The organism is Metamycoplasma faucium, assembly GCF_045160055.1.
GTDB lineage: Bacteria > Bacillota_I > Bacilli_A > Mycoplasmatales > Metamycoplasmataceae > Metamycoplasma > Metamycoplasma faucium.
Genome location: NZ_CP088155.1, coordinates 279,076 through 293,663 on the forward strand (window position 1 = coordinate 279,076; position 14,588 = coordinate 293,663).

A 14,588-nucleotide genomic window follows, 5' to 3' on the forward strand; every position below is an offset into this window, starting at 1 on the left:
TTATTTTGGTTTGGGTAAGTACTCAAGTGGTCGAAGAGGCGGTCCTGCTAAGACTGTAGGGGGACGAAAGTTCTCGCGGAAGTTCAAATCTTCTCTTACCCGCCATTTTTTATTTTTGTCATTTAAGAAAAAATTATGCGCCATTTCGGAAAAAACTATTCGCCATTTAAGAAAAAATTATGCGCCATTTCGGAAAAAATGTATAATTTGAATATGCAAAATAATAAAAAATATTTGAATAGAATATGTGATGAAACAATAAAAGATTATTTAAAAGCTAGTGGTGCAGTCATCATAAAAGGCCTTAAATGATGTGGTAAATCAACAACTGCTAAACGGTTTGCTAATAGTGAAATATATATGCAAGATGAAATGAATAAAGATATTCTAAAATTAGAAGCAAAAAGAAATCCTGCAGAATTTTTAAATAAAAAACCACCTTTATTAATTGACGAGTGACAAGAAATTCCTTTTATTTGAAATTCCATTAGATACGAAATTGATAAAAGAAATGAAAAAGGGCAATTTATTTTAACTGGTTCAACAATGCCTACTGATAATAGTTTTAAAAACCATTCAGGAATTGGTAGAATTAATGAATTTATGATGAGAACAATGTCACTATATGAATCCTTAGAATCAACAGGAGATATATCATTGGCTAAATTATTTAACGGAATTAAGTTAGATAATTTTATATTGAATAATACACCTCTAGAAGATATTGCATATTATGTTTGTCGTGGTGGATGACCTGAATCAATTTTATGTGAAGATAGAAAAATCTCCTTATTGACATCTAATTTGTATTATAAAAGTTTAGTTAATTTTGATTTTGGGTTCACAAATAAAAATTATAATAACAATGATTTAATAAAAGCATTATTAAAGTCGTATTCAAGAAATATTGGTTCACAAGTATCATTTAAGACTATTTCAGATGATATAAATAGTTCTATTGGAATAAAATATTCTGAAAAATTAATTAAAAAATATCTTGATAAATTAAAAGAATTATTTATTATTGAAGAGTCAAATGCTTGATTACCAAATTTAAGATCAAATACAGTGATTCGAACTAGTTCAACAAAATATTTTTTAGATCAATCAATAGGAATATCGGCACTTGGAATTTCACCAAATGATCTTTTACAAGATTTAAATACTTTTGGTTTATATTTTGAAAATATGTGCATTCGTGATTTAAGAATATATGCTGAAAAAATTGGAGGAACTATTCATCACTATCGCGATAAAAATAATTTTGAAATTGATACTATAATTCATTTAGATAATGGCAAGTGAGCATTAATTGAAATTAAATTAAATGATGATATGGAAATAATTAAAAAAGCAATTGACAAAATTAAAAAATTTGCATCTTTAGTGATTGATAAATATAATTCTTTGCCATCATTTATTATGATATTAACAGCAGGCACAAAAGCTTATCAGTTTGATGATAATGTTTATGTTGTTCCCATAACAACTTTAAAAGATTAAAAATAATAAGGAGTTATTTTTCTCCTTATTATTTTTTTATTACATTTTATTTGGAATATCTAAATCCATTAATTTCATACCATTTGCTAAAACATTTTTAGTAGCCATTACTAATGCAATTAAACTTTCTTCATTTTTTGAACCAATTATTTTTTCAGAATTTGAATAAAATGAATTAAATGTGCCAGCAAGCTTTAATAAATATGGAGGTAATAAATTAACTTTATATGTTTTTGCCATAGTTTTAATTAATTCAGGATATTCAATTAATTCATTAATTAATTTTTGCGCATATTCATTTTCAAAGTTTGTAGCTTTTGGATTTTTAAATGATGATTTTTCAATTAATTGATAACAACGAGCATGAGCATATTTAATAATAAACATTGGATTCGTTTCATCTTTTTTGTTAACTTTTTCTATATCAAAATCAATTTTTGAATTATATGAACGTTCAATTAAAAAGAAACGTAATGCATCTTTTCCTACTAAATCTAGTAATTCTCTTAATGTTAAAGAAGTACCTAAACGTTTTGACATTTTAACTTCTTTTCCATCTTTTACAACCCTTAATAATTGAAATAAAACCATTTCAATTTGATCGCGTCTATAACCTAAATCTTCAAAAGAAAACTTAACACGCTCAACATAACCTGAATGGTCTGCGCCTCATATATCAATTATTTTTCCATTTTCAGGATCATTTAATTGTTCAAATTTTTGAGCATGATATGCAATATCGGCACATAAATAAGTTGAGTCGCCGTTAGATTTTATAATTACGCGGTCTTTATCATCTTTTTTACCTTTTGTGGTTTGAAGTCAAGTTGCGCCATCTTTTTTATATGTAGATTTTAATTTATTTATAACTGGTCAAACAAGATTTTTCTCATACTGTTCAGTTTCAGATGTTCAAATATCAAACCATGTTCCAAATCTTTTCATATCAATTTCAATATTTTTTAGTGCTATTTCACGACCGAATTTTCTAAAGAAAATTCTCACTTCGTCTGTATATTTAGCATTTTTATATTTGTCTTTGTATTGGCCATAAAATTCTTGAGCAAATTCAACAATGTCACCACCACGATATGAATCTTCAGGCATTGGGTAATCTTTATTAAATATTTGTTGATATCTACTAAATATAGATGCTGCTAAATTATTCATTTGATTTCCATAATCATTAACAAGATATTCGCGAATAACTTTATGACCTGCTTTTTCTAAAACATTACATAATGTTGCACCGATTGCAGCATTACGTGCATGTCCAATGTGCAAATATCCTGTTGGATTTGCCGACACAAACTCAACATTAATAACTCCTTCATTATTAAAGTTTCCATATTTATCCTTTAATTTATTTATTGAGTTTATAGTGTCTGCTAATATTGTATTTGAAACTCAAAAATTAATAAAACCAGGAGCAGCTTTTTCAACTTTTGCAATTTGTTTATATTTTTTAAGGTCAATATTATTAATAATATCATCAGCAATAACCATTGCATTTTTACCTATTTCTTTTTGTAATGTTAAAGGCAAATTAGTTGAATAATCCCCATGTTCTTTTGATTCGATTAAAACAATATTTTTATTAATTTTTAGTTTCTTTAAAGCTTCTTCTAAAGAAGCAATTATTTTATTTTTTGTTGAGTTCATAACATTACTATTATATTATATTTATTGTATATAATAATATTATTATGAAGACATACTACTTATGTGGTCCAACGGTTTATGATTATTCACACATCGGGAATTTACGTCCAATTTTAACTTTTGATATTATGATTCGAGCTCAAAAATACTTAGGCGAGGAAATATTTTTCGTTCATAATATAACTGATATTGACGACAAAATTATTAATAAAGCAATAACTAATAATGTTTCAGAAGAAAGTATTTCAACTAAATTTTATTTATATTATTTAGAACAATTAGGCAACTTTAATATTTTAAAACCAGATAAAATGCCTAAAGTGACAGAAGAACTTAATCAATTATTTTTATATATTCAAAAACTAATTGACAATAAATCTGCTTATAAAATTGGCAATAATGTTTATTTTGATGTAAAAAAATATAGTTTGCAATATGGAATAGTTAGTGGTCAAAAACTTGAAAATTTAGAATTTGAAGATAGCAAAATTATTAAAAAAAACAAAGCTGATTTTGCTTTATGAAAAGATACTAAAGTTGGTATTAAATATGATTCTCCATTTGGTAAGGGAAGACCTGGTTGACATACTGAATGTGCAGCATTTATTGATACATATTTTAAAGGCAAAACTATTGATATTCATGGTGGTGGTATTGATCTAATTTTTCCACATCACGAAAATGAAAACATTCAACATTATGCTTTGTATAATCAAAATATTGCTAATAAATGAATTCATTTCGGAACATTAAACTACAAAAATCAAAAAATGTCAAAATCAATAGGTAATATTATTTATCCACATGATTTTTTAAAACAATATTATGCTGACACATATAGATTAACTTTATTAATGACAAATTATTCTAAACCTATTAATATGACAGATGAATTATTTGAAGCAAATAATAACTTGATTGAAAAATATCTAATTACTTGAAATCAATTTCAATTAAGCACTGAATTTAAAACTCAGAAAGTTAACGAAGAATTAATGAAAAATATTTTAACTTTAATTGGATCTCTTGATTTTGCTAATGCAAACAAAGAAATATTTGCATTAAGCAAAGATAAAAATAACTTAGTTACTTTTTTTGAAGTTATGAAGGTTTTAGGATTTTTATTCCCCTTAAAATTTTTATCTAATGAAATTAAGGAAATATATAAAGAATGATTAATTTTCAGAGATAAAAAGGAATTTCAAAAAGCTGATGAATTAAGAAAAATTTTAATTAAAGAAAAGATATTATAATGACTAAATATATATATGGTAAAAATTCAGTTTTAGATGCTTTAAAAGCAAACTATCCAATTAAAAAAATATATTTGTTAAAAGGGCACGACATTAAACTTAATTTTAAAAATGTTGAATATTTAACTAATTTTGAGCTTAATAAATTAATTAATGGAAATCATCAAGGATATATTGCTGAAATTGAAGAATATAAATATTATGATTTAGGATCAATTTTTAAAGATAGAGCCAATTTTGTTTTAATGTTAGATCATATACAAGATCCTCAAAATTTAGGTGCAATAATTCGTTCAGCTAATGCTTTTTCAGTAAAACATATAATTATTCCTAAAGATCGTTCAGCCTCAATAACGCCTACTGTTTTAAAAATTTCATCAGGTGGTTTTAATAATATTAAAATCATAAAAGTTGCAAGTTTGCTTGATGCAATAAATCAACTTAAAAAAAATGATTTTTGAGTGTATGCTACAGCATTAAGTGACAAAGCAATTAATGTATGTAAAGCAAGTTTTAATTTTCCTTTATGTTTAATAATGGGCAATGAAGAAAAAGGTGTTTCTAATACATTATTAAACATAAGCGATCAAAATGTTTATATACCACAAAGTGGAGAAGTGCAATCATTAAATGTTTCTGTTGCAACAGGGATTATGCTATATGAAATAAATAAAAAGTTAGGAGAAAACAATGAATAATCTTGAAGTAAAATTTAGGGAAATATGAAAAATTATTTCTAATGCTGAATATATTACATTATGTACTCATACTCAACCTGATGGTGATACTTTAGGATGTGCCATTGCATTACAAGAATTAATAAAACTAAATTGTAAAAATAATGTTGATGTAAAAATATCTGGAGGAGATTATCCGCGAAATTTATCTTTTTTAATTAAAGATCCTATCTCTTTAGTTAGTCAAGAATATTTTGATAAATCATTAAAAGTTGTTGTTGATACATCAACTAAAAAAAGAATATTTGATCAAAGAGTTATTTCAGAAGAATCGTTAAAATTAGATCATCATCCTTGTGAAGAAAAATGACTATATGAAATTGGTGGTGATTATTGACCTGCTGAAGGGCAAGTTATAACATTATTAGTTAAAACATTAAACTTAAAAGTCAATCACATTGTTTTAGAAGGGCTTGCAGTTGCTATATTAACTGACACCGAATTTTTTAGAGAACGAAATATAACAAGTGAAACATTTGATATGATGTCATTTTTAATGTCAAAAGGTTTAAATTATTTAGATTTAGTTCAAAAAATGCAAATGAATCCAAATGAGAATAAATTAATATTTAATGCATGTAAAGACATTAAAACTGAGGGGATTGTTTCTTGAATTATTACTGATGATATTATTCCTAATGATATTGCTAAACCATTAGTGTCAAAACTAGGCGAATTAGTTGATACAGAAGTATGAATAGCATTTATGAAGCAAGAAAATTATTTTAGATGTTCAATTAGATCAAAAAAATCATTTAATGTTTCACAAGTGGCTAAACATTTTGGAGGTGGTGGACATTTTAATTCTGCAGGTTTTGTAATTAAAGAGATTAGAGAAGTTAATAATGCTATTAATTACATTAATAAATTAGCATAATTAAATATTAAAACTTATAACAATAAATTAATTTATTTATTTTTTAACTATTTAAAAAGCACTATACATTAAATTTATTTTAATTTTAAAAGGCTTAAAGTTACCTACAAATTCAAATTCTGTTAAACTGGATTTATTATTAAAAAATAATTTTGCCGAAACACGTATGGAGAATAATTCTTTGTTATTTGAATTATAAAATCTTATTACCCCTCTAAAATAAATTGATTTTTCTTTGGAATTGCCACTTAAAGAATAATAACGTATATTATTTGCATTTTCTTTATTTGCTTTATCTAAAGAATAATTATTTAACAAATCATTCATTTCATTTTTAGATAAATTTAAATAGTTTAATATTTCTTTATAAATAAAAGTTGCTCAATAAATTTTTTTATCAACATTTTTATAAATATATGTAAATAATTGCTCTTTTTCAATATAGTTATTTTTTAGTCCTTCATAATTACCAAATTGGAATAAAACATAATTTTCTTTAAATATTTTTTCATAAATATCATTATTATTTGATTCAATTTTATTAATTTTAAAAACACCTTTATTTTTATTTAAAACATTATAAAATTGTTTTCTTTCATTACATGATATAAAACTTAATGAAGTTAAAATAGGAAATCCCATCATTAAACTATTTAATATTAATTTTTTCATTATTTATTAAAATCTACTCCTGATATGTATTTCCCATTATGATAAAAGTATTCTCTCGGCTTTTTGCTATCACCAGTTTTTGAAACACCAAGTAATCATAATTGGCCTGATAAACTTGATGATACTAAAATTTGACTATATCCTTCTCACCCATAATGACATAATAATTTATTTCCATTATCTGTATATCCATAAGCAATGATTGCATGACCTATATATTTTTTATCTTCATTAACTGATGGAGGATTTGGAATGGTAAGCCCATATATTATGCATGGTTTATTGTCATTTATTCACTTTCAAGGTTTAATTCATCCTGCAGATCTTCTATGAAAGGTAACATTAGGTTTTTTATCATATCTACTTTTGTTTTCATGAATAAAATATTCAGCAACTTGTCTTAAATATAAGCTGGTTGTTCTGATTCTGCCTTTACCATATATTTGCCATAAATCTTTAACTAATTCTTTTGATATTTTAGGAATTACTGGATATTTTTCAGTTCACTCGGGATAATATTCTGGGTATAACATTTTTGTTCTTTTAGTTATGTATTTTTCAATTTGTTTATCACTAAAAACATCTTTAGAATAGAAAAATTCTGCATATTGTAATAACATTGCTAATGCAATATAATGACATAATCCAGTTTCATCTTCTTCTGGTTTTGTATATCCTAATTCTTTATCATCTGTTTCCCCAAAATCATATCTTAGCATAGCTTTTCTGAATCACCACGAATATGTTATTTCTTTTTGGACTTGCAAATATTCATCATTTTTTGGCTTATATATTTTTGGAGGTTTTTTATTATTAAATATACTAATGTTAGTATCTTTAATTTTTTTAAAGTTTAATAATTTTTTATACTCATTTTTTAACAATGCATTATTTAAATTATCGTTTATTGAATAATTTTTTTCTTTTAATGCATTTAAAATTGGATTATCAATTTTATTTGTACTTTTTACATTAAATGTTTTTATATCTTCTGTATTAATATTTTTAACTTTTAAAGTGCTAAAGTCTAGAATTAATTTTTTAGACTTTTTATATTTTTCTAAATTATTTGAATTAAGAAAAGGGTTAATTATTATACTTTCATTATTAATAAGCGAGATTATCATTAATCCATAAGGATTAAATTCAACATATAAGTATGCATTATTAAATCCATCATAAACTATCCTTCATGATTTAATCTCATATAATACTTTTTGGTTGTATTTAAATATTTCCAATATTACATATTTTAAATAAGCATTAATTGATCTATTAGTTAATTTTTCAACTTGTTTAATTTCATTTTGTTTTATTTTATTTTCAATGTTACTAAATTCTCGTTTATATTCAATATCAAACATATTACCTACCTTTTACTATATTAAAAATTATAATACTTTAAATAAGTTAATGCTTTAGAGTGAATGGTATTTAACTAAATTTATAAGAATATTTCATTAGAAAAATTAAAACTGGAAAAATTGTTTTTAAAAAATTAGATGAGTAAAATTAATGAGTTAATTTTTCAATATAAAATATAATTTATATATAAAGGTAGAGGTAATTATGTTAAATGAATTATATAAGGTTATTTATGAATCAAAAAATACTAACAATTCATCATGAACTGATGTTGAATATAAAAATATTCACACCAATTTAAAGGAATTAATTTTGTTTCTAAAAAAATATATAAATGTTTTAAATGAACATGCAAAGTGAGAAGGATCTACTGAGGATCCTCAAATACCAGGAGGCACTGCAGTTATTGCTGCGTTACTACAAAGAAAAAAGATAATTTATGAAATGTTTATTAAAAAAATTGAATATTTTTTAAATTATACTAAATATAAAATAGGACCAATTCTATGAATGATAAGTGATATAACTGATTTCCAACACATAGTTAAACATTGATTACGAGACTTTAATCATAATGATTTTACTAAAATGCTTAAAAAATCATGAAATAAAACTCAAAGCGATGTCATGGATGTCCACACAAATAAAGATGAAAATGAAATATTTCCTGAATTATGGAAAAGTTATTCAATGCTATTTAATTTTAGAGAAAAATATATTAAAAATATGATAGTTAGAATGAACAAATGAGATTTAGATTTATATAATGTTAATCCCTGTGTATTGAATAATTGAATTTCATTGGATAAACGAATAGTAATTGATAATATGGGAAGAATTATTGAAATTAAAGAAGGACTTTAATGAAATTAAAAAAAATTTATTTATCTACACCATTAGCTATATTATCATCACTTTTACCTTCTTGTACCATAATTAAAAAAACAAATTATGAAATAAATAATCAGTTTAAAGATGTTTTTTCAAAATTTTATAATAGCTATATGTATTATGGCTTATTAGCTAAAAATTCAAATGTTGCAGAATGAAAAAATATTTTGGATAAATATTATGTATTTGGTAAAAACTACACGTTTAAAGAACTCTATGAACGAAAATATAAAAATGAATATACCTTGGAGCAGTTTAAACAATTATTAAGAGTAAAATATAGATTTCTTTTTGATAAAAATACAATTGAAGAATTTGATGAAGCATTTTTGAGATATTCGCATGATGCAAGATATTATCAACTTATTGAAGGAATTCAAGCAATATACTCTTATTCTAAGTATAAACATATATTTAATTTAGATTATTGAAAAAATTTTCCAGAAATTCAAGAAAAAATCAAACTAATGAATAAAAAGTATGATGAAGATTTTTTTAGAACTAAATTTTTAGTATTTATGAATTTTACTTATTTTCAAGATTTAAGTAATGTAAATGAACAACTAGTAAATGAAATATCAATTAATAAAATTGGTTATAGTAATAAAAATAAGGTTTTAAATATTAATATTGATTCAACTTATAAAATAAAAAATAATAATTATGATTCTTCCGCCAAAAAATATAAAAAATATTTTCAATTATTTGAAATAAATAAAATTGAATCAAATATTTATAGACCTGTAATACATTTAAATATTAATGTTAAGAATTGAAATATTTATGAAAAATGGTCTAAAAAATATGATACTTATTGATTTGATTTTTTCAAGGATTTATATTAAGATTTTAATTAAAATTCTATATTTAACTTATAAAATTTTTTAAATTCATGTTACGAGAAATAAGAAATTTTTTTCTATTTTCTAAATCGTTAATTTTAGAATACTCTTTTAATATTATTTCTTTGTCCGCATTAGTTAATTTATTTAGTTTATTTTTATTTCAAATTATATTTCCATTTTCTGGTGAATATGTAAAATAATCGGTCCTGTTGAAAAGTTAAGGGTCTAATAGAAACAAGCAAAAAAGCAAGTGAAATAAGCTTGCTTTTTTTCATACTCTTTACAAACAACAGAAATTATCAAAAAGGAAACAAAAAAAATAAAAAGTTGTGTAAAAACACACAACTAAACAAATCTATTATTAATTATACATCAATTTTTGTTTCTTTAATAAAAAAGGGAGAAAAATGGGTGCAATTAGTAATTATCAACTAACTTTAAATGAATGCATAGTAAATAATGATTTTCGAGATTTAAAATTAATCGAAATTGAATCTAAATTTTGAGGTAAATATTCTAATAAAAAATATGACAAATTAAATTTAGAAATTATTAATAAACTTTGCAATAAAAAATCTAAATTAGTTATTAGTGATTCTTTTTATCAAAAGCTAAAAACAAATAAGGTGTTATTAGAACTTTATTTAGTGTTGAAACTTTCTAAATCTAATATTAAACAAGGAGATTTAATAAAATATGGATTTAAATTAACTAGTTTGAAATATTCAATCAATCAACTAATTGAACTTGGAATTTTGGACAAAAAGCAATATTTAAATTCTAAATTATTAAAACTAAAAAAATATGTGCTTAGAAATAAAGGTGAGAAACAATATATTTTATCTGGAAAAGATACTTTCAGAATTTTTGTGCTATATGGATTAAAAGCTGCTCTTTTATATTCAATTAATAAATATAAAAGTAAAAAGTATTCAAAAGCTTCATATTTAAAATCAATTGAATCAAGAAGAAAAGTAATTTTACAAAACGCTTATTATTCAATGCTTAGATTGTCAAGAAATGAAATATATTTAACTTTAAAAAGTATTTGTGCATATTTTGATTGTAAATACAAGGAAATGTTCAATATAGTTCGAATAAGAAAAGAAAAATTTATAACTTTGACCAATAACAATACAGGTGAAAATTTTCATTTGTTTATAGGTTATAAATTTACCACAGAACGTTATTTGTTAATGCGAATTTAATATTTTAAAGACGGTAATTGGTAATAAGGTTTAGTAGCATATGTAGTAATGCTTAATAAAGAAATAAGTGCAAATCTTATCTAAACCACCAATAAAAAAATTATGATTACCGTTTTAAAAATTATGACAATTTTAATTTTTGATAAAAAGATAATGCAAATTATCTATTTTAAATTTACTTATTTGAGAAAAAATTATAATTCTCATATAAATTTTATTCTTACTAGTCAAAATTGTATGCATAAGAATAGTTGGTAATAATTTATTATTACCTAAGAAAAAAAGAATATTGATATTTTTGTTTTTTGTTTATATATTCTATTGTTTCTTTTAAATTCAATAGATTCTCTAAATTTGCAAATTTTCTTTAAATTTCATTGGAACCTTTAGAAAGCTCCATTCAACGCTTTAAAATTGCAAATTCTCTTAATTTTGATAAATCTTCTAGGATTGCAAGTTTTCTTTAATTTGTATTAGAACTTGTAAAATCTTAAACAAGGCTTTAGGATTGCAATAAACCTTTAAAAATGAAATGTTCTTAAACTTTAAAACTATTCTTAATTGTCAAATCGTTGAAATTAAATAATTAAACATTTTTTTGTATTAAAAATCTTCAAAGTTCAACTGAAAAATAGAAAGGTGCTTAAAAAAATGAATGATATGAATTATTATTTGCTTTATTTTTCGAAAAAATATAATGGTGATTGAGACGAAATTATGAGTTCTTTAAATCGTCATGAATTTGTACCAAAAAAATATATTGAATCATTAAAAAATGATGTTTTAAAAAAGAAAATTGAGTTTTTTACAACTTTAGATGAAGAAATTTATCCTAAATCATTTGAAAAATTAAAAAAACCGCCATTTTTAATGTATTTTAAGGGCAATATTGATTTATTGAAATCAGTTGATATTTCTAAAAAAGATGAATTTTGTATTCTTGATATAAAACAATATTTCTCAAATAATGATATTGTTGAATCTTTATTATCTAGTGGAATAAAAATTATCTTAGTTTTACCTTGTGGTTTGGAAACAAATTTTATAAAAAATTCTTTAAAAAGTGTTTTGCCCAATAATTTATTAATTATTTCTGAATATTCAGGCAATTATTATTCACATTCAAAGGAAACTGAAGAAAGAACTAATTTGATAATAAATAATCTAAAAACTCAATTGTATGGGGAAGAATTTAATCAAAAAGATAATTATTATGAAAAATTAATAAATTGAAGCAATGAAATTCTAAAAAAATATCAAAAAATAAATGTTAAAAAACAAAAAACTTAATGTTTTATTGCATTTTTCCAACCAAAAAGTACCCTAAAATTGCATTTTTCCAACTAATTTTTGCCTTTTGAGAAAAAATTACCAGCTAATTTGGTTAAAAATATATGCCAAATGCCACAAAATTTTGCGCCGTTTACCATATTTTTGACTAAAAAATATGCAAATAAAGGAAATATTTTCTCGTAAATTAGGGAAGTAAAACATTGTAAATTAAGTAAATTTAATTCAATAAACTCATTATTTTTAAAAACTAAAGAAAAAATAATTAAGGAGAATTTCTTGAAAACAGCTAACGGTAAAAACAAGCTAGAAAGATTAATGAATAAAGCATATAAATATTTAAATGTTACATTAAAAAAAGCAAGTAATAAGTATTTATATATTGAAAAAGTTGATGAAAAAGAAAATGAAATGGTATTGTTGGCTCCTTTGCACTCCGCAAAATTAGTAAGCACAAAATATGGTTCAAAGTATGCTATTAATGTTGATAATATTGAAGAAACGATATGGGTTGCAAGTTTTGTAGCAATTGAATTAAATAATTATCACAATGATTTAATTATTTTTAAGATAAATAAAAACTATGTTTCTGAAAGCTTATGGAAAAATATCGAAGAAGCATTAAAAGGATTTGATGATATTTGACTAGTTAGTGAATTTATTAAAAAGAAAACAATATATGTTTTACAAAGTGCAAATAAACATATTGATAAAAATCTTAATTTAATTTATTCTTATTAAAAAATATCTAAAAAGTTAATTAATGACAATTTTTACAAGTTTTGTACTTTTTTGTCAATAACAATTAAGAAATAAGTCAAAAATGACTCAAAAAATTATATTTGCACTTTTCGATGATGGTAAAAGAAGTTATTTTAATGCATTAATTGATAATCCAAAATATAAAGTTATTAGCATAGGAATAAATAGAAAACATCAGGAAAATGAAAACTATAAAATTATCGATTTAAGAATATCTAATGAAAAATTATTTGAAGAGTTAGGCAAATTACCAAAACCAGACATTATTCTAGCATCTCCGCCTTGTGAAAGTTGGTCTCAAGCAGATAATCCTTGCAACTTATGAAATAAAATTTCAAAAGATTATGTAGAAATTAAAAATAAGGATTTTTTTGATGATTGAAACACAAAACAGACTAATCATTTTAGAAAAAGAAACTTTTTTAAGAAAGAAGCTAAAAGAATTATTGGAGAAGATACTATTGCAGCAACATTAGCAATTATTGAACATTATAAACCTGAGGCGTGAGTTATTGAAAATCCTTCGACAAGTAAAGTGTGACAATGAATTGAAAACCATATAAATACTAAAGGATTTAAAAATATAGCACATTATAACTCATATGATGAAGCATTTACAAAAAAACCTACTAACTTTTTTAGTAATAAAAAATTGAATTTAAAAAAATCAAATTTAAAATCAAAAAATTGAGGTGAAGTTTGTGGTTATGACACAAGAAGTTCAATACCAACTGATTTAATTAAAGATATTGTTAAACAACTAGAAGAAAACTAAATAAAAATTACTTATGAAAGGAAAGAAAAAAATGACATTATATAAAATAGGAAAAATAATAAATATAGATAAAGATTATGTAATTTTTGAAAATAATGATGTTGGTGAATTAATAAATATTCCTGATGTCAAAAGATTCAAGGAAGGGGAAACTAGAAAAATTTTTATTTCAAGCATAGAAAATGAATATACAAAAACAACTTATGGATTTGAAGATATAAAAGAACTAATTTTATTTGAAGACTTAATTTCATTACAAGGAATAGGTCCGAAGAAAGCCATGCTTTTATTAAATAATGGCTGAAAAACTATTGCAAATTGATTAGCAGATAACTATAGAGATAAAATTCATTCAATTACATATATTTCACCACGTGCTTGGGGAGATATTTCTGATTATTATTCAAAAAAATATCAAAAATGGGTTGAAAATAATTTTGACCCAAGACTTAATAATTATTGAGGAACATCTTGGAATAATGAATAGGACAAATCCAAATAAAAAATATCTTTCATTATTTAAAGAAACAATGGAACAACTAGGTTTTAAAGAATTACAAATTAAATATGCACTTAAAAATATAAAAATAAATGAAAACATTGAACAATGTGTTGAAGATGCAATAAAATTAATTGCCCTTAAAAATAAATTTGATAAAGAATACAAAGAAATAAATTAATAAATAAAAAAAGGAACTAAGCCCCATTGATAATCAATAGCTCCATTGTCATAATGACAACGCCTGCT

Annotated in this window: 15 protein-coding genes and 1 tRNA gene; 13 read left to right on the forward strand and 3 right to left on the reverse strand. The window is 23.0% G+C overall.

Going from position 1 to position 14,588, the window contains the following annotated elements; all coding sequences use genetic code 4:
* Nucleotides 1–12: 12 nt before the first annotated feature.
* Nucleotides 13–105, forward strand: a tRNA-Ser gene (locus LQ356_RS01215).
* A 108-nt stretch (nucleotides 106–213) separates the two neighbouring features.
* Nucleotides 214–1,503 (forward strand): ATP-binding protein, encoded by a 1,290-nt coding sequence (locus LQ356_RS01220; RefSeq protein ID WP_405311993.1) that lies wholly within the window; start codon nucleotides 214–216, stop codon nucleotides 1,501–1,503.
* Nucleotides 1,504–1,542: 39 nt separating this feature from the next.
* Here the strand turns inward: LQ356_RS01220 and argS are convergent, their stop codons facing one another.
* On the reverse strand, nucleotides 1,543–3,165 hold the full coding sequence (argS, locus tag LQ356_RS01225) for an arginine--tRNA ligase (RefSeq protein WP_405311995.1): 1,623 nt from the start codon (nucleotides 3,163–3,165) through the stop codon (nucleotides 1,543–1,545).
* Nucleotides 3,166–3,209: 44 nt separating this feature from the next.
* On the opposite strand from argS, the gene cysS reads away from it, so the two are divergent.
* From cysS to LQ356_RS01240, 3 genes are read left to right on the forward strand one after another with little or no spacing between them, the layout of a single operon-like run.
* Nucleotides 3,210–4,418, forward strand: coding sequence for a cysteine--tRNA ligase (cysS, locus tag LQ356_RS01230; RefSeq protein WP_405311996.1), 1,209 nt, complete (start codon nucleotides 3,210–3,212; stop codon nucleotides 4,416–4,418).
* The gene (gene rlmB / locus LQ356_RS01235) at nucleotides 4,418–5,116 is read left to right on the forward strand and encodes a 23S rRNA (guanosine(2251)-2'-O)-methyltransferase RlmB (RefSeq protein ID WP_405311997.1); all 699 of its coding nucleotides are present in this window, start codon (nucleotides 4,418–4,420) and stop codon (nucleotides 5,114–5,116) included. The genes cysS and rlmB overlap by 1 nt, the downstream gene beginning before the upstream one ends.
* Nucleotides 5,109–6,032, forward strand: coding sequence for a bifunctional oligoribonuclease/PAP phosphatase NrnA (locus LQ356_RS01240; RefSeq protein WP_405311999.1), 924 nt, complete (start codon nucleotides 5,109–5,111; stop codon nucleotides 6,030–6,032). The genes rlmB and LQ356_RS01240 overlap by 8 nt, the downstream gene beginning before the upstream one ends.
* A 51-nt stretch (nucleotides 6,033–6,083) precedes the next feature.
* Here the strand turns inward: LQ356_RS01240 and LQ356_RS01245 are convergent, their stop codons facing one another.
* Both LQ356_RS01245 and LQ356_RS01250 read right to left on the reverse strand, forming a co-directional pair.
* Nucleotides 6,084–6,704, reverse strand: a complete 621-nt coding sequence (locus LQ356_RS01245) for a hypothetical protein (protein WP_405312000.1) — start codon at nucleotides 6,702–6,704, stop codon at nucleotides 6,084–6,086.
* Complete coding sequence (locus tag LQ356_RS01250; protein ID WP_405312002.1) at nucleotides 6,704–8,068, reverse strand: putative cysteine peptidase; 1,365 nt, start codon at nucleotides 8,066–8,068, stop codon at nucleotides 6,704–6,706. The genes LQ356_RS01245 and LQ356_RS01250 overlap by 1 nt, the downstream gene beginning before the upstream one ends.
* A 205-nt stretch (nucleotides 8,069–8,273) precedes the next feature.
* Between LQ356_RS01250 and LQ356_RS01255 the strand changes: the two genes are divergently transcribed.
* The 8 genes from LQ356_RS01255 (at nucleotide 8,274) to LQ356_RS01290 (ending at nucleotide 14,520) form a co-directional block, all read left to right on the forward strand.
* Nucleotides 8,274–8,933: a hypothetical protein gene (locus LQ356_RS01255; RefSeq protein ID WP_405312004.1), complete on the forward strand. Its 660-nt coding sequence runs from the start codon at nucleotides 8,274–8,276 to the stop codon at nucleotides 8,931–8,933.
* A complete protein-coding gene (locus LQ356_RS01260; RefSeq protein ID WP_405312005.1) occupies nucleotides 8,933–9,805 on the forward strand; it encodes a hypothetical protein in 873 nt (290 codons plus the stop codon). The genes LQ356_RS01255 and LQ356_RS01260 overlap by 1 nt, the downstream gene beginning before the upstream one ends.
* Before the next feature lie 407 nt (nucleotides 9,806–10,212).
* Nucleotides 10,213–11,013 (forward strand): MAGa4850 family ICE element protein, encoded by an 801-nt coding sequence (locus LQ356_RS01265; RefSeq protein WP_405312007.1) that lies wholly within the window; start codon nucleotides 10,213–10,215, stop codon nucleotides 11,011–11,013.
* A 651-nt stretch (nucleotides 11,014–11,664) separates the two neighbouring features.
* Nucleotides 11,665–12,303, forward strand: a complete 639-nt coding sequence (locus LQ356_RS01270) for a hypothetical protein (RefSeq protein WP_405312009.1) — start codon at nucleotides 11,665–11,667, stop codon at nucleotides 12,301–12,303.
* A gap of 279 nt (nucleotides 12,304–12,582) precedes the next feature.
* Nucleotides 12,583–13,044: a hypothetical protein gene (locus LQ356_RS01275; RefSeq protein WP_405312011.1), complete on the forward strand. Its 462-nt coding sequence runs from the start codon at nucleotides 12,583–12,585 to the stop codon at nucleotides 13,042–13,044.
* A gap of 82 nt (nucleotides 13,045–13,126) precedes the next feature.
* A complete protein-coding gene (locus tag LQ356_RS01280; RefSeq protein WP_405312012.1) occupies nucleotides 13,127–13,840 on the forward strand; it encodes a hypothetical protein in 714 nt (237 codons plus the stop codon).
* Between the two features lie 31 nt (nucleotides 13,841–13,871).
* Entirely contained in the window at nucleotides 13,872–14,327 is a 456-nt protein-coding gene (locus tag LQ356_RS01285) for a helix-hairpin-helix domain-containing protein (protein WP_405312014.1), read from the forward strand.
* A complete protein-coding gene (locus LQ356_RS01290; RefSeq protein ID WP_405312015.1) occupies nucleotides 14,320–14,520 on the forward strand; it encodes a RuvA C-terminal domain-containing protein in 201 nt (66 codons plus the stop codon). Before LQ356_RS01285 ends, LQ356_RS01290 begins: the two co-directional genes overlap by 8 nt.
* Nucleotides 14,521–14,588: the final 68 nt, after the last annotated feature.